This window comes from Natronococcus pandeyae, assembly GCF_008122205.1.
In the GTDB taxonomy this organism is placed as follows: domain Archaea; phylum Halobacteriota; class Halobacteria; order Halobacteriales; family Natrialbaceae; genus Natronococcus; species Natronococcus pandeyae.
Genome location: NZ_PHNJ01000002.1, coordinates 215,940 through 230,398, shown reverse-complemented (window position 1 = coordinate 230,398; position 14,459 = coordinate 215,940). Strand labels below are relative to the sequence as shown.

14 protein-coding genes are annotated in these 14,459 nt (G+C 65.1%); 6 read left to right on the top strand and 8 right to left on the bottom strand.

Annotation, left to right across the window (positions count from 1 at the left end; all coding sequences use genetic code 11):
- Window positions 1-7: 7 nt before the first annotated feature.
- Both CV102_RS04720 and CV102_RS04715 read right to left on the bottom strand, forming a co-directional pair.
- Window positions 8-544, bottom strand: a complete 537-nt coding sequence (locus tag CV102_RS04720) for a heme NO-binding domain-containing protein (protein WP_148856745.1) — start codon at window positions 542-544, stop codon at window positions 8-10.
- A 22-nt stretch (window positions 545-566) separates the two neighbouring features.
- A complete protein-coding gene (locus tag CV102_RS04715; protein ID WP_148856744.1) occupies window positions 567-1,430 on the bottom strand; it encodes a ribose-phosphate diphosphokinase in 864 nt (287 codons plus the stop codon).
- A gap of 109 nt (window positions 1,431-1,539) precedes the next feature.
- Between CV102_RS04715 and CV102_RS04710 the strand changes: the two genes are divergently transcribed.
- Window positions 1,540-2,472 carry a phosphotransferase family protein gene (locus CV102_RS04710; RefSeq protein WP_148856743.1) on the top strand — a complete coding sequence of 311 codons (933 nt, stop codon included), beginning with the start codon at window positions 1,540-1,542 and terminating at the stop codon, window positions 2,470-2,472.
- 69 nt (window positions 2,473-2,541) lie between these two features.
- Complete coding sequence (locus CV102_RS04705; RefSeq protein ID WP_148856742.1) at window positions 2,542-3,504, top strand: stage II sporulation protein M; 963 nt, start codon at window positions 2,542-2,544, stop codon at window positions 3,502-3,504.
- 311 nt (window positions 3,505-3,815) lie between these two features.
- Here CV102_RS04705 and CV102_RS04695 read toward each other — a convergent pair whose 3' ends face one another.
- The 5 genes from CV102_RS04695 to CV102_RS04675 all read right to left on the bottom strand — a co-directional run bounded on the left by CV102_RS04695 (window position 3,816) and on the right by CV102_RS04675 (window position 8,918).
- Window positions 3,816-4,154: a DUF7344 domain-containing protein gene (locus CV102_RS04695; protein WP_148856740.1), complete on the bottom strand. Its 339-nt coding sequence runs from the start codon at window positions 4,152-4,154 to the stop codon at window positions 3,816-3,818.
- An 87-nt stretch (window positions 4,155-4,241) separates the two neighbouring features.
- Complete coding sequence (locus CV102_RS04690; protein ID WP_148856739.1) at window positions 4,242-4,904, bottom strand: helix-turn-helix domain-containing protein; 663 nt, start codon at window positions 4,902-4,904, stop codon at window positions 4,242-4,244.
- A 100-nt stretch (window positions 4,905-5,004) separates the two neighbouring features.
- On the bottom strand, window positions 5,005-7,620 hold the full coding sequence (locus CV102_RS04685) for a heavy metal translocating P-type ATPase (protein WP_148856738.1): 2,616 nt from the start codon (window positions 7,618-7,620) through the stop codon (window positions 5,005-5,007).
- A gap of 261 nt (window positions 7,621-7,881) precedes the next feature.
- A complete protein-coding gene (locus tag CV102_RS04680) occupies window positions 7,882-8,145 on the bottom strand; it encodes a hypothetical protein (RefSeq protein WP_148856737.1) in 264 nt (87 codons plus the stop codon).
- 188 nt (window positions 8,146-8,333) lie between these two features.
- Window positions 8,334-8,918 (bottom strand): helix-turn-helix transcriptional regulator, encoded by a 585-nt coding sequence (locus CV102_RS04675; protein ID WP_187432858.1) that lies wholly within the window; start codon window positions 8,916-8,918, stop codon window positions 8,334-8,336.
- Between the two features lie 226 nt (window positions 8,919-9,144).
- On the opposite strand from CV102_RS04675, the gene CV102_RS04670 reads away from it, so the two are divergent.
- From CV102_RS04670 to CV102_RS27360, 4 genes are all read left to right on the top strand, one after another.
- A complete protein-coding gene (locus CV102_RS04670) occupies window positions 9,145-9,507 on the top strand; it encodes an SHOCT domain-containing protein (RefSeq protein WP_148856736.1) in 363 nt (120 codons plus the stop codon).
- Window positions 9,504-11,732 carry a heavy metal translocating P-type ATPase gene (locus CV102_RS04665; protein WP_148856735.1) on the top strand — a complete coding sequence of 743 codons (2,229 nt, stop codon included), beginning with the start codon at window positions 9,504-9,506 and terminating at the stop codon, window positions 11,730-11,732. The genes CV102_RS04670 and CV102_RS04665 overlap by 4 nt, the downstream gene beginning before the upstream one ends.
- Window positions 11,733-12,307: 575 nt before the next feature.
- Window positions 12,308-13,171 (top strand): ATP phosphoribosyltransferase, encoded by an 864-nt coding sequence (hisG, locus tag CV102_RS04660; protein ID WP_148856734.1) that lies wholly within the window; start codon window positions 12,308-12,310, stop codon window positions 13,169-13,171.
- A gap of 225 nt (window positions 13,172-13,396) precedes the next feature.
- On the top strand, window positions 13,397-13,654 hold the full coding sequence (locus tag CV102_RS27360) for a DUF7577 domain-containing protein (protein WP_449289624.1): 258 nt from the start codon (window positions 13,397-13,399) through the stop codon (window positions 13,652-13,654).
- 92 nt (window positions 13,655-13,746) lie between these two features.
- On the opposite strand, the gene CV102_RS04655 is transcribed toward CV102_RS27360, so the two are convergent.
- Window positions 13,747-14,142, bottom strand: a complete 396-nt coding sequence (locus CV102_RS04655; RefSeq protein WP_148856733.1) for a DUF7344 domain-containing protein — start codon at window positions 14,140-14,142, stop codon at window positions 13,747-13,749.
- Between the last annotated feature and the right edge of the window lie 317 nt (window positions 14,143-14,459).

Below are 14,459 nucleotides of genomic sequence, written 5' to 3'. Positions count from 1 at the left end.
GATCCCGCTACTCGAGTTCGACCCGAAACGCACAGTCGTCGGCTCCGTTTCGGGTGCACGCTCGTTCCGTCACCGTCGCTTCGGCGTCGAACTCGGCGACGAGTCCCTCGAGCACGCCGTGGGCCAGGTCGCAGTAGTCGCGGTGGGAGTCGTAGCGGACGACGACCACTCGGTCGCGTTCTCGCGTGCAGGTCACGTCCGGAAGCGTCGTCTCCTCGGTCGTTCGCTCGACGTTCGCGGTGATCGATTCGATCGAGGTGAGTAGCTCTAGCAGTCCCGCCTCGCCATCGAGGTGGGCGTCGAACGTCGAGTACAGTTCCGGCGCGAGCGTTCGTCCGAAGTCGCGTTCGATCGCGGGCCGGTCCTGGACGGCCATCGACGCGAGTTCCTCGAGGATACTGTCGATCTCTACGTCGTCGTAGTGGCTGACCGGCAGGTACAGCGTCGATTCGACGCCCGCTCGTTCGACGATCGCGTTCCACGTCTCGTCGTCGGTCTTCGCGCCGACGTACGACTTCAGGGTGTTGTGGACGATTCCGTGCATCTGACAATACCGGTCGAGAACGTTATAGCTTCTCGGCGATCGTCGACGCGACCGAGACGGCGCTGTGCTGGCGTTCGATGGTGTCCGTCCCGTAGATCGTCTCGACGCCGGCCTTCGAGAGCTTCGTCACGGCGTCGCGCGCGAGCAGCGGGTGGACGCAGGTGACGAAGACGCGTCCGACGTCGCGTTCCTGGAGGACTTCGACGGCCTCGCTCATCGTGGACCCCGTCGCGATGATGTCGTCGGTGACGACGACGTCCCGGTCGGCGACGGCGACGTCGCTCGGCGAGATCTCGACCTCCGTCCCGGAGTGGCGCGTCTTCTCGAAGTAGTCGGTCTCGCCCGTCCCGTAGGCGTCGCGGACCGTCTCGGCGAGTTCGATCGCCCCTTCGTCGGGCGAGAGGAAGACGGGGTCCTCGAGCCCATCCGGGAGGGGTTCGGCGAGTCGATCGGCGGCGTCGACGGCGGTCGCCGAGGGGTCGAAAAAGTCGCAGATGGCCTCCTCGTGGGGGTTGACGGTGAGCACGCGGTCCGCACCGGTCGAGATGGCCCGTGCGACCGCCCGTGCCGAGATCGGGTGCCCCGGCTCGAAGGCCTTATCCTGGCGGCCGTAGCCCATGTACGGCAGAACGGTGACGACCTCGTTCGCGCCCGCCTCTCGAGCGGCGTCCTGTAGCTGGAGTACCTCGAGGTGTGCGTCGCTCGAGACAGTCGAGGCGACGACGACGGCCCGGTCGACGTTGGCCTCGGCCTCGGCGACCTCCGGAACGGCCGCGAGCAGTTCGCCGTCGGGAAAGCGGTCGTACTCGACGGCCGCGAGCGGTTCCTCGAGTTCGCGTGCGAGCGTCGCAGCGAGCGACTGCGACGCGGATCCGCTAATGATCATAGTCGTTGCCACAGTCCGGTGGGTAAACCAGTTTTCGTTCTCGCTCCCGCGGCCCCGGTTTCGCCCGTAGCCAAAGGGCTACGGGCTCCCCGACCGTACGCTCACCGCGATGACCGGCGACGTACTCGAGCGCATCGTCGAGGCCGCACTCGAGACGGAACTCCGCTCGAGCCGTCGCCCTGCGGCGGGGTCGGTCGCCGACACCGTACTGCTCGACCTCGCCGACGAACCGACGCAGGCGGTCTGCAAGCGCGGGGGACGGAACGTCTGGACCGGAGACGTGATCGAACCGCTGGTGCTCGAACTCGTCGGGAGCGAAACCGACCTCCCTGTTCCGGCCGTGCTCGCGTCGGGTTCGCTCGAGGGCCGCTCGCTCGAAAGAGACTCGGCCGGCGGCCTCGACCGGTGGGCGCTGTACGAGTTCCTGCCGGGGGAGAATCCGGGACTCCGGTACCGCGGGCTCGAACCGACCGTTCGCCGCCGTCTCGTCCGGGAGGCGGGGGAGTTGCTCGGTCGGCTTCACGCGACGCCCTCGCTCGCGTTCGATCACGTGGGCGGGCTCGCCCGCGACGGCGCCACCCTTCGGCTGTGCGAGCCGAACGGCTGGCACGCGATCGATCTCCAGCCGGCGATAGAGCGGCTCCCGGTCCCGCTGGCTGGTGACCCCGACTGTCGACCCGTGCTCACGCACGGCGACTACCAGCCCTCGAACCTGTTGACCGCGGCGACGGGGGAGATTACGGGCGTTCTGGACTGGGGGAACGCCCACGTCACGCACGCGGAGTACGCGCTCGCACGCGCCGAAGCCCGGTTCGTCGACCTCCACGCGGCTCATTTCGATCGCGGGGAGCGCGATCACCTCCGGAACGCGTTCCGGACCGGATACACGCGTCACGCTCGAGTCGACCCCGGAATCGATCGCCGACTCCCGATCTACAAACTCCTGTGGATCGCCCAGTCGGGAGCGAACTACGGGCGGATCGTTCGCGACGCTCGCGGCCGCCGACAGCTGTGGCGACAGTGTCGCCGACTGCTCGAGTGACCGCGACGCGAAAGCCGGTGGGTCGGCTCTGTCGGCGGATTTATCCGGGATTTCGTCCAACGTAGACGCATGAGCGATCGACGACCCGACGGCGAGACCGAGACGACCGACTCCGGTCGCCACGAACCCGCGGAGCGACCGTCGGCCGAGTCGCGTGAATCGAGCGACGCCGAGGGACGAACCGCACCCTCGACTCCGCCGTCGGAGCCGGACTCGAGCCCACCCGGAGGTCGAGAGCCGGGAGAAACGGCGGGTCGCGGCTGGGCGACGCTCGCGTTCGCGCTCGCGCTCGTTTCGCTCGCGACCGCCGGGACTACAGCGACAGCCCACGACACGGTGCTCGCCGCGGCCGGCGCCGTCGCGCTCGCGGTCGGTTTCGGCGCGCTCGGCGCTCTGGCGCTGACCGGCGGCCTCGGTATCGCGGCCGGACTCGCGGAGGGATGGGCCGAACACCGTCTCTACGTCTGGTTCGCGACGGCGCTGTTCGCCGGCGGCGTTCTCATCGGCGGTGCGCTCGTCACTGCGGGTGTCGACCTGACGGAGGTGTTCTTCGAACTGTTGATGGAAGAGTTCGACGACGAGGAGTTCGTCGAGGGCGGCGGGGAGATCGAACTCTCGGCGACGTTCTTCATCGTTCAGAACACGCCGCCGTTCCTGGTCGCGATCCTCGGCGCGCTCACGCTGGGGCTGGCGACGGTGCTCATCATGGTGTTCAACGGCGTGCTCGTCGGCAACATCGCGACCGTGGTCGGACTCGAGGTCGGGTTCGGCCCGATCGTCGCCCTGCTCGTCCCCCACGGCATCTTCGAGCTTCCGGCGCTGTTCATCGCCTCGGGAGTCGGTTTCCGGTTCCTCCACCGAGCGATCCAGCGAATCGCGGGCTCGCGTGAGTCCCTGTTCACGAAAGCGTACCTCTACCGGACGGCCCTGCTGGTCGTCTTCGGCTGGCTGCTGCTCGTGTTAGCGGCGTTCGTCGAGGCCTACCTGACGATCGTTATCGCGGAAACGCTGTTCCCGGGACTCGCCGAATGAGGCGGTAGTTCGACGCTCGGCTACCGACGGCGGGTAACGAGAAGGAGACCATCGTTCGGAACTGACGCCGAGTATCGATTCCCGTTCTGCTACGGAGACGGGCGCGCGATCACGCTCCGTCTGTCTCTGAAACGGAGGGATCGTCGTGCGTTGCGCTCGAGATCTCTCGAAACGCCGATGCACCGCATCGACAGCCGTCTTTTCGTCCGATGAGTTGAACCGAATCGTCGGGTAGTATCCACGCTGAATAGACTGCGCCGCACTCGCAACATTTCGCAGCGGCTTTCAGCCAATTATCGTTCTGAGACATCTTACTCGACCGTGAGCAGTGCTCGATACTGTTCGATCTCTTCGACGCGCTCCGTCAGTGCGACTGAATCCCTCTCCCGATCGTACTGAACGAGATTTGCAGCCGCTAACTTCGGGATGTGCGTGTGGTAGAGCGACAGAGAGACGCGTTTTACTTCTTCGGCAGGAATTTCGGTAACGGGCGATTCGTTCTCCCGGATAGCGACCTCATCAGCCAAATCGGCGACTGACATCGGGTTCTCGTGCATCCGGAGACCGCGGAGGGCGTACCGTCGGCGATGGTGGGCGAACGCCCCAAATATCGTACTGACGTCCCGTTGAGCCTGCTGAAGGCCAGCCATTACACGTCGTACTATCTCGAAACTAATGGGCCGGGGGGTTGTATTCACCAACGATTTAAATCGATTCGGTAGCACCCTCCGTTCGAGTTACTCGTCGTCCGGATGACTGACGGTCAGGGTGCTCGTGATGAGGTTCCTGTGACCGTCGTGAAACCGCTTCGAGAGTGCTTGTTGGCTCACTCCGATCTCGTCCGCCAGTTCACTCATCGTCGCCTTCTGTGGAACGTCGTAGTATCCCATCTCGAGTGCAGTGACCAGCGTTTCGCGTTGCTTCGGCGTGAGATCGTACTGAGCGCTTGCCATCGGCTGTTCCTGTTCGCGAAGTCGGTTGAGATCGAACGAAATATCTCTCTCGTCACAATATTTCTGAAAATCGGATAGTTTCTCGTGATCGTCGAACCGCATCCGCAGTTCCCAGCCTTCGTCTCTCCCGATCGCCTGTAAAATCGTCGCGCCGATTTCGACGTAGGCGTAGATGATGGTCTCGATGTTTTCGGTCCACTCTGCCCGGTAGAGTCTGGCGCTATCGATACTATCGATGAGGGTGATGTTCTGGACGGATTCGTCGTTGGCGAACGCGTCTCCGAACTCCGACTGATTGCCGCCACTGACCCAAAAATAGGGCATGACCTTGTTTTCGAGCGTCGCAACGACGCGCTCGATCTCGACGATCATATGCGGAGCAGCGGTCAACGAGTTGTGGAGTGCGAAATCCTCGGATGCGACGGTAAACTCCGCGATAACGCTCATACGACCGGTTTGAGAGCCAGGAAAATAAGTTCCACCCGTGGCTGGCAGTTGGGTCGCAGGCGAATCTGCGGATCGAAATCGCGCTCCCGACTGCTGGCACCTACCGGCGGAGCCACGCGAACGGCTTCGTCACGGCCAGCCGGTAGTCCTCGTGGGGGTCGTACTTCGCGAACGCGAGGCTGTTCGTCATGACGCTCACGCTCGAGGTGGCCATCGCCAGCCCCGCCAGCGCGGGGTTCAGCAGACCGAGCGAGGCGATCGGGATCAGCGTCGTGTTGTAGATGAACGCCCAGAACAGGTTCTGGCGAACCTTCGAGATCGTCGCCTCCGAAATCCGGACGGCCTTCAGCACGTCCGCCGGGTCGTCGCGCATCAGCGTCACGTCGGCGCTCTCGATGGCGACGTCGGTGCCCGAGCCGATGGCGACGCCGACCTGGGCGGTCGTGAGCGCCGGCGCGTCGTTGACGCCGTCGCCGACCATCATCACTCTCGAGCCGTCCTCCTGTAGGGCCTCGACGTGATCCGCCTTGTCCTCGGGCAACACCTCCGCTCGGACGTTCTCGGGATCGATGCCGACCTGTTCGGCGACCGCCTTCGCCGTGCGCTCGTTGTCGCCGGTGAGCATCACGACGGTCGTGCCGCGCTCGCGAAGCGCCGCGACGGTTTCCGTCGCGCTCTCGCGGACCTCGTCCGCGACCGCGAGGACGCCGAGCAGGTCACCATCAACGGCAACCGGCATCGCCGTCTTCCCCTCGCGCTCGAGACGCGTCAGCGTCTCCTCGGCGGGCTGGGTGTCGATCCCCTCCTCCTCGAGGAGTTTGCGCCGGCCGATCAGGACGCTTCCCCGGTCGGTTTCCGCGCGGATGCCGTGGCCGGGGACGTTCTCGAACTCCGAGACCTCGCCCAGGTCGACGCTGCGGTCCTCGGCGCCCTCGACGATCGCCCGCGCGATCGGGTGCTCGGAGCCGGATTCGGCCGTTGCGGCCGCGCCGAGGACGAACGACTCGAGCGGCTCCTCCTGTTCCGTCAGCATCCCGCCGTCGGGTGCAGCGTCTTCGCCGCCGTCGGGTGCCGCCCGCTCGCCGACGAGTTCGACGTCGGTCAGCACCATCTCGCCGTGGGTCAGCGTCCCCGTCTTGTCGAAGACGATCGTGTCGATACCGCGGACCTGCTCGAGCACGTCGCCGCCCTTGAAGAGGACGCCGTTGGTCGCCGAGAGCGTCGAACCGACCATCGTCGCGGCCGGCGTCGCCAGCCCGAGTGCGCAGGGACAGGCGATCAGGAGCGCGGAGGCGAGCACGATCACCGAGAACTCGAGGATCGGGACGCCGCCGGCGACGGGGCCGCCGCCGACCGGCTCGAGCAGCGGGATCCAGGCGCTCAACGCGGACGAGACGCCGTACAGTGCGTCCGGGAACGCGGCCCAGACGAGGGCCCAGAAGACGGCGTTGACGATCACCGCGGGGACGAAGTAGGCGCTGACTTTGTCGACCAGCCGCTGGATCTCGGGCTGGCGCGACTGGGCCTCCTTGACCCGGTCGACGATCTGCTGGATCGCCGTCTCGGAGCCGACCTTCGTGGCTTCGACCAGCAGGACGCCGTTCTCGTTGATCGTCGAGCCGACGACCTCGTCGCCCTCGCCCTTCTCGACGGGGACGGACTCCCCCGTCAACATGGACTCGTCGACCGCGCTCTGGCCGTCGACGACGACGCCGTCGGTCGGAATTCGCTCGCCCGGTCGAACCTTCATCACGTCGCCGACTTCGACGTCCTCGAGGGGCACCTGCTTCTCCTCGCCGTCTTCAATAATGGTCGCCTCGTCGGCCTCCATCTCGAGCAGTTCGCGCAGCGCGCTGCCCGCACGGGCCTTCGAGCGCACCTCGAGCCAGTTGCCGAGGGTGATGAACCAGAGGATGAAGGCAACGGCCTCGAAGTAGAAGCCGCCGGTGACGACGTCGGCGAGGACGGCCGTACTGTAGACGTATCCTGCGGAGGTACCGACGGCCACGAGCGTGTCCATGTTCGCCCGGCGGTTGTGCGAGAACGCCCGGTAGGCGCCGACGATGAACTCCTTGCCGAGCGTCGCCATCAGGAGCGTCGCGAAGACGAACTCGACCCACCCCATCCCGACGCCGAACACGTGGTGGGGCAGGTCGACGAGCCCGAACATCGCCAGCATGATCGGCACGAACGGCAGCGTCAGCAGGCCGCCGCCGATCACCAGCCGGCGCTGACGACGCAGTTCCTTCTCGACGGCGCGCTCGCGCTGGCTCGCGCCCTGGGTCTCCTCGACCTCGTCGCGGACGGGCTCGTAGCCGGCCTCCTCGACGGCGTCGTGGATCTCGGCCAGCGAGACGTCGTTCGGGTTGTACTCGATTCGGGCCTCGTCCGAGGCGAAGTTCACGTCCGCTCGGATCACGCCCGGCAGGTCCGTGACCGCGTCCTCGACGGCCCCCGAACAGGTCGAACACGACATCCCCAGGACGGTGATGGTCTCCGTCTCCGAGGCTGCCTCGTAGCCCGCGTCCGCGATCGCGTCGTAGATCTCGGCCAGCGAGGTCTCTTCGGGGTCGTACTCGACGGTTCCCTCGTCGGTCGCGTAGTTCGCGCTCGCCGACGCGACGCCCTCGAGATCGGACACCGCGTCCTCGACGGCCCCCGAGCACGTCGAACAGGACATGCCGGTGATCTCGAGGTGCGCTCGCCTGGTAGTCATGATGTTTGATCGTATGGGCTACACGTTCAAGCGGATTGTGCCTTTGCAACCGCGAATATCTGAGCAGCTATCTTTTGAAACTAAACCGACTTGGAGGATGACTGCGATTCTATAAGCCCGTCTCCGTCAGGCCAAGCCTGTATTGGCCCGTCAGGATCGACTACACCCGCAGGTAAGAGCTAATTACTCGCTCGCCGGACGACAGTAGTAGAACGCTCCTGGTGCGTCTCACTGCGTCGATACGAATACGAGCCGGATGGGTTAGCAACCGCCGGCACCGGCGTGGTGGTCGCCCGGCTCGTGGTCAGCGTGGTGGTCGGCGTGATTCGCACCGTCGTGGTGCGCGTCGTGATCGTGATCAGCGTGACCGTCGTGATGCGCATCGTGGTCTCCCATCCGGTCGTGCATCCACTCGATCGCGGCGGTGTCCGCGGCCCCGTCGTCGGCGCTCACGATCGCCGCGCCGCCGAGCAGTGCGATCACAGCGAGCAGGCCGATCATCAGTCGAAGCGTCAGTGTTGGCATCGGTCGTCACCTCGTGTGAGACGAGGACGGCCCACCGGTTAGCGAATCGGGTGTGAACTCATCGAAGAGATCGTTCGAGAACGTTTCTAGAGCGCTCTAATCGTTCTTGAGAGACGAAACCGTTCGTACAGCGTCATTGCGACGGTTTAGCGGCTCGGTCGGGGCCACTTCGGTTCACAGCCGGTCGCTCAGCGCTCCTCGAGGTCGTCGCTCGGGTAAACGCGATACGTCCGTCCTTGCGGTTCGCGGTAGAGCAGTCCCCGTTTCTCGAGATCGGTGACGGTCTGGCTGACCTTGCTCTTGGAAAAGTCGGCCCGGTCCCGGAGTTCGATCTGGGTCAGTCCAGGCGAGTCGACGACGGGTTCCAGGATGCGCCGCTCGTCTTCCGGTAGCACGTCCAGTACTCGAGGGGTCGCCCGGGAGGACTCGGCCGCCGATTCGATTCGGGACGGTGTTGCCGACCCGGCTTCGGCTCGCGATCCGGAGTCGGACTCCGGTTCCGGCTCCGGTTCGTCCGCTCGAGCCGGAGGCCGCCGCTCCGACTCCGCGCCCACCTGCTCGCGGACGATCCAGTACGCGCCGGCGACGACGCCCGCGACGAGGATCGATCCGAACAGGTAGACGAATGGGTGCGGGCCGTGAACCGCGGTATGGCCCATCATCTCGCCGTGAATCTGCGACTGACGATAGGTCTGCCAGGCGGCAGCGACGCCGAGGACGACAATTCCGGCGACGAAGACGGCGACCACCGCGTCGAGTGTCGTTCGGTCCACTGTCGCCTAGAACCTCTCCGGTGGGGCTCCTACCTGTTACGCTTCTGGCAGGCGGACTCGACGACGCCCTGCGTGTCACTCGTTCGTATCGGTTCTCGGTCGTGAACTCGCCGGCCAGCACGACTCCTTCGAGTTTGCTCGATTGTGACGAACCCGTACACCTCGAGCACCAGCGCGTGGGAACTGCGTGTGAGAACTATGTCTTTCCGACGACAACTAGCCGACGATGACGACCGTCGACTCCCTCGAGAGAACGATCCTGCTCGTGGCGGCCGCACTGGTGGTCGTCGCGGTACTCGTCCCGCTGCTCGTGATGGTCCTCGCGATTCCGATGATCGGCATCGGGCACGTCGGGGCCTGGAACGGGACGATGGGAGCGACGTGGCCGTGGCTGCTCGCCTGGCTGGTTCACCTGGCGCTCTTTCTCGGCATCGGGTACGTCCTGTACCGGGCACTTCGTGGATCGACGGAGCGACGAACGGACCCGGCGCTCGAGGAACTCCGGACCGCGTACGCCCGCGGCGACCTGTCCGGCGAGGAGTTCGAAACGCGACGGCGCCGGCTCGAACGGGGTGATCGAAGCTCATGACCGAGTCGACGCACGACCACGACGCGGACTCGGAGCCCGACTCCGCTCGCCGCGAGAAGCCGACGGACAGCTACTGCTCGTGTTGCCGGGTGTGTGACTGCTACCGGGACATGCCGGAGCCCGACGAGAAACCGGCCGAGCGGCGTGACGAGCACGCCGACCACGAGGAGCACGACCACGGCGCACACGTCGACCACTCGGACCACGAAGAGATGTTCAAGAAGCGGTTTTTCGTCTGTCTCGTGCTCTCCCTGCCGGTGCTGTACTACAGCCCGATGCTCCAGGAGTGGTTCGGCTACACCGCCGTGACGTTCCCGGGAAGCGAGTTCGTCGGTCCCGTCCTCGGCGTCGTCGTCTTCGCCTACGGTGGCATCCCGTTCCTCCGGATGGGCGCCGTCGAAGCGCGCAACCGCGAGCCGGGGATGATGCTGCTGATCTCACTGGCGATCACCGTCGCGTTCGTCTACAGCCTCGCGGCGGTGCTGTTCGGCATCGGCGAGCCGTTCTTCTGGGAACTCGTGACGCTGATCGTCATCTTCCTGCTGGGCCACTGGATCGAGATGCGAAGCGTCAGGCGCGCCTCGGGTGCGCTCGACGAACTCGCCGAACTGCTGCCCGACACCGCGGAACGAATCACGGAGGCGGGCGAGACCGAGGAGGTCCCCGTCGACGACCTCGAGGAGGACGACCTCGTGCTCGTCCGGCCCGGCTCGAACGTTCCGGCCGACGGCGTCGTCGAGGAGGGCGAGTCGAACGTCACCGAGGCGATGGTCACGGGCGAGTCGAAGCCGGTCAAGAAGGCGCCGGGCGACGAGGTCATCGGCGGGACGACCAACCGCGACGGGAGCCTCCGCGTTCGGATCGCCGCGACCGGTGAGGAGACCACGCTGTCGGGCATCATGCGTCTGGTCGAGGAGGCCCAGGAGAGCCGCTCGAGAACGCAGGTGCTCGCCGACCGGGCCGCAGGCTGGCTCTTCTACGCTGCACTCGCCGTCGCGGCGGTTACCGCCGTCGGCTGGACCGCCGCCGTCGGGTTCGGGCTGCCGGTCGTCGAGCGCGTCGTTACAGTGCTCGTCATCGCCTGTCCGCACGCGCTCGGCCTGGCCGTCCCGCTGGTGGTCGCGATCAACACCTCGACGGCCGCCCGGAACGGGATGCTCGTCCGCGACCGAATCGCGATGGAGGAGGCCCGGAACCTCGACACCGTCGTCTTCGACAAGACGGGAACGCTCACCGAGGGCGAACAGGGCGTCGTCGAGATCACGGCGGTCGAGGGCTGGAGCGAAGCCGAGGTCCTGACGCTCGCGGCCGCCGCGGAGGGCGACTCCGAGCACATGATCGCCCAGGCCATCCGCGAGGAAGCCGGCGAGCGCGGCCTCTCGGTACCCGGCGTTCGCGGATTCGAGGCGCTCGAGGGCCGGGGGGTCCGGGCGACGATCGAGCACGACGCGATTCCGGCCGCAGCACCCGGCGGCGCCGGCGGATCCGCGAACGGAGGGGAGACAGACGGCCGAACCGTCTCCGTCGGCGGCCCCAACCTGCTGCGCCACCTCGAGGTCGAGCCCGGACCCGACCTCGAGCGCTTCGCCGACCAGGCCGGCGAGCGCGGACAGGGCGTCGTCTACGTGCTTCGCGACGAGTCCGTCGTCGGTGCGCTCGCGCTCGCCGACGTGGTCCGCGAGGAGAGCTTCGAGGCGATCGACGCGCTGCAGGGGATGGGTATCGAGATTGCGATGCTGACCGGCGACGACGAGGACGTCGCTCGGGCCGTCGCCGACGAACTCGAGATCGACACCGTGTTCGCGGAGGTGCTGCCGGAGGACAAGGACGAGAAGATCGTCGAACTCCAGGCGCAGGACAAACTCGTCGCGATGGTCGGCGACGGGGTCAACGACGCGCCGGCACTCACGCGATCCGACGTCGGAATCGCCATCGGCTCCGGGACGGACGTTGCCGTCGAGTCGGCCGACGTGGTGCTCGTCGAGAACGACCCGCGCGACGTTGCCCGACTCGTACGGCTGAGTCGGAAGAGCTACCGAAAGATGCAGGAGAACATCGTCTGGGCGGCCGGCTACAACGTGTTCGCGCTGCCGCTTGCCGCCGGGATCCTGGCGCCGATCGGTATCTTGCTCTCGCCCGCGGTCGGCGCGGTCCTCATGTCCGCGAGCACCGTGATCGTCGCGATCAACGCGCAGCTGTTGCGCCGGGTCGACCTCGAGAGCTGACCGCCCGGCGACTGGCGTCGACACTCGATGTCGGGTGGCCGATCGTTCTTTAAGTGGTTCTGGTGACAAGGTAGAGCTATGACGGGAAGCCGGCCGTTCTATCGTTCTCAGACCCTGTAGTCGAACGGCTATAGTAACAACTGAAACTGTTTGCACCCGATCGCATAGCTGTCGTGCGATCGGGTGTGCACTGACGTTCAGTGGCTACTATATCTCCACAGCCGATCGCGTCCGTTCTTTAAGTAATTCTGGTCACAAGGTGAAGATACGACGGAAGATCGCCGCTTCTCACAGTCCTTAACTTCGGTACCGACTGGTGTCCGACTTCGCTTTAAGTACCTCTGGTGACAAGGTAGAGCTATGACGGGAAGTCGTCCGTTCTATCGTTCTCAGACCCTGTAGTCGAACGGTTATCTCCACAGCCGATCGCGTCCGTTCTTTAAGTGGTTCTGGTCACAAGGTGGAGATACGACGGGAGGTCACCGTTCTCGCGTTCGTAATTCTCGACAGCGACAGCACCGTCCGAGTCGCCGGGATGGAAAGACAGTTCCCCGCCGACGCCGAAACCCCGGCAAATGCGAATCGCCGTTCCCAACAAGGGCCGCCTGCACGAGCCGACGATCGACCTCTTGGAGCGGGCGGGGCTCCACCTCGAGAACGGTGCCGAGCGGAAACTCTACGCCGACACCGTCGATCCCGACGTCTCCGTGCTGTTCGCCCGCGCGGCCGACATCCCGGAGTACGTCGCCGACGGCGCGGCCGAGATGGGTATCACCGGCTACGATCAGGTCCGAGAGGCCCGCGCCGATACCGTCGAGGAACTGCTCGACCTCGAGTTCGGTCGCTGTCGCCTCGTGCTCGCCGCGCCCGAGGACGGCGACATCGACGGCGTCGAGGACCTCGCCGGGAAGACCGTCGCCACGGAGTTCCCGAACGTCACCCGCGACTTCTTCGCCGACACCGGCGTCGACCCCAACGTCGTCGAGGTCTCCGGCGCGACGGAGCTCACGCCGCACGTCGAGATGGCTGACGCCATCGTCGACATCACCAGCACCGGCACTACGCTGAAAATGAACCAGTTGGCCGTCGTCGAGGAGGTGCTCGCGAGTTCCGTCCGACTGTTCGCTCGCGAGGACGTCGTCGACGACTCAAAAGTACAGGAGGTGCGGACGGCGCTGTCCTCCGTGATCTCGGCCGACGGGAAGCGGTATCTGATGATGAACGTGCCCGAGGAGCAACTCGAGGAGGTCCGCGACGTGATCCCCGGCCTCGGCGGGCCAACGGTCATGGATATCGCCGACGACGGGAACGGCGAGGACGGGATGCTCGCGGTCCACGTCGTCGTCGACGAGCGCGACGTCTTCGAGACGATCACCGAGGTCAAGAAGGCGGGCGCGAGCGGCATCCTGGTGACCGAGATCGAACGATTGGTCGAGTAGCAGTCGTCGGCGATACAGGGTCGTTACTCGGAGTTCGTTCTGAACGCTGCGTCGTTTTCAAACAGAGATGGCCGGTAGAGCGATGGTGAATACACGGTCCGAACGAAACAGAATTTACGAGAGATCACTTCGAGTCCATAATCCAATCCGAATTTACTGATCGTAGTAGTATACCTTGGGGAACGGCGTAATTTTATTCCCTTCTCTCCCGTATTTGCGTACGTAATGGTGTGGTCGGGTCTACCGTGGGAAGGGTTGATACTCTACTTCCTGCTTCTGGTATCCGCAGGACTCCTCGGTTGGGTACCTTTTTATCTTCTCCAACGCATCTCTCTCGTCGGTCAGATCGACCTGGAGAACGTCGAGACGCGTCAGGAACCGACCGGATCTCGCGTTGCCTGCTACAGCTGTGGACGGTTGAACGAGGCCTCCTACACCTACTGTGGACAGTGTGGCGGGAAGCTGTTCACCGGCGGGGGTTGACGTCGTCTCGCACGAATAGAACCGTGAAACACGGACCATTCTCCCCGTCAGTCGGTACTGTGAGATGGCCGCTTCTTCGGCCGGCCTGACCGTCACCAGGGTCGCTCGAGATCGACGCCGTCGATCGCTGCCTCGAACTCGCTGAGATTCGCCGCCGGCGAGACGAGGCCCCGTTCGCGGTCGTACTGGACGATCCCGTATCGCTCGAGCAACGGGAGGTGGGTTCGACAGAGCGCGACGTGGACGCGCTGGCGCAGTTCGTGGATCGTCGTCAGGACGGCGTTCTCGTTTTCCGTGTCCGCGAGCCAGCCAACGAGGCGCTGGATCGTGATCGGTTCGTCGGCCGCGAGGAGGTACCGAAGCACTTCGCGCCGGCGGTCGTTCGCCAGCACGCGACCGAACTCCACCCGTGAGATCGCACGGAGGCAAACGTTCTCACTACTGAGTTGCTCCGGTACGGCAGTCGTTCGGTCGGGATGGATCGTCATCGTCGACAGAGACTCAACCCCACCGAATAAACGCGGTCGGTCGTTTCGGACGCTCAGCGTCGCTTCAGGTGAATATAGGCGATCTGCCCCGAAATGAACGGACGATAACTCGGTCGAACGATCGAGACCCGAAACGCCGTCGTACGCGGGTATGAGGTCGTTAAAAGGACGTTACCGACGATATTCGTCGTCGGTGACGCTTCAGTCGAAACCGTGATTGCCCGCCTATCCGGTCGGATTTCGCCACAACAGGCGCGAACGGTCAGAACGAACGAACGTCTCAGCGGCGTCGGTCGCTCGGAAGAATCGAAGCGGGC

What these genes read in the sequence shown, in the direction of transcription:
- CV102_RS04720 (WP_148856745.1), bottom strand. Translation starts at nt 544, where the DNA reads ATGCACGGAATCGTCCACAACACCCTGAAGTCGTACGTCGGCGCGAAG.
- CV102_RS04715 (WP_148856744.1), bottom strand. Translation starts at nt 1,430, where the DNA reads ATGATCATTAGCGGATCCGCGTCGCAGTCGCTCGCTGCGACGCTCGCA.
- CV102_RS04710 (WP_148856743.1), top strand. Translation starts at nt 1,540, where the DNA reads ATGACCGGCGACGTACTCGAGCGCATCGTCGAGGCCGCACTCGAGACG.
- CV102_RS04705 (WP_148856742.1), top strand. Translation starts at nt 2,542, where the DNA reads ATGAGCGATCGACGACCCGACGGCGAGACCGAGACGACCGACTCCGGT.
- CV102_RS04695 (WP_148856740.1), bottom strand. Translation starts at nt 4,154, where the DNA reads ATGGCTGGCCTTCAGCAGGCTCAACGGGACGTCAGTACGATATTTGGG.
- CV102_RS04690 (WP_148856739.1), bottom strand. Translation starts at nt 4,904, where the DNA reads ATGAGCGTTATCGCGGAGTTTACCGTCGCATCCGAGGATTTCGCACTC.
- CV102_RS04685 (WP_148856738.1), bottom strand. Translation starts at nt 7,620, where the DNA reads ATGACTACCAGGCGAGCGCACCTCGAGATCACCGGCATGTCCTGTTCG.
- CV102_RS04680 (WP_148856737.1), bottom strand. Translation starts at nt 8,145, where the DNA reads ATGCCAACACTGACGCTTCGACTGATGATCGGCCTGCTCGCTGTGATC.
- CV102_RS04670 (WP_148856736.1), top strand. Translation starts at nt 9,145, where the DNA reads ATGACGACCGTCGACTCCCTCGAGAGAACGATCCTGCTCGTGGCGGCC.
- CV102_RS04665 (WP_148856735.1), top strand. Translation starts at nt 9,504, where the DNA reads ATGACCGAGTCGACGCACGACCACGACGCGGACTCGGAGCCCGACTCC.
- hisG (WP_148856734.1), top strand. Translation starts at nt 12,308, where the DNA reads ATGCGAATCGCCGTTCCCAACAAGGGCCGCCTGCACGAGCCGACGATC.
- CV102_RS27360 (WP_449289624.1), top strand. Translation starts at nt 13,397, where the DNA reads ATGGTGTGGTCGGGTCTACCGTGGGAAGGGTTGATACTCTACTTCCTG.
- CV102_RS04655 (WP_148856733.1), bottom strand. Translation starts at nt 14,142, where the DNA reads ATGACGATCCATCCCGACCGAACGACTGCCGTACCGGAGCAACTCAGT.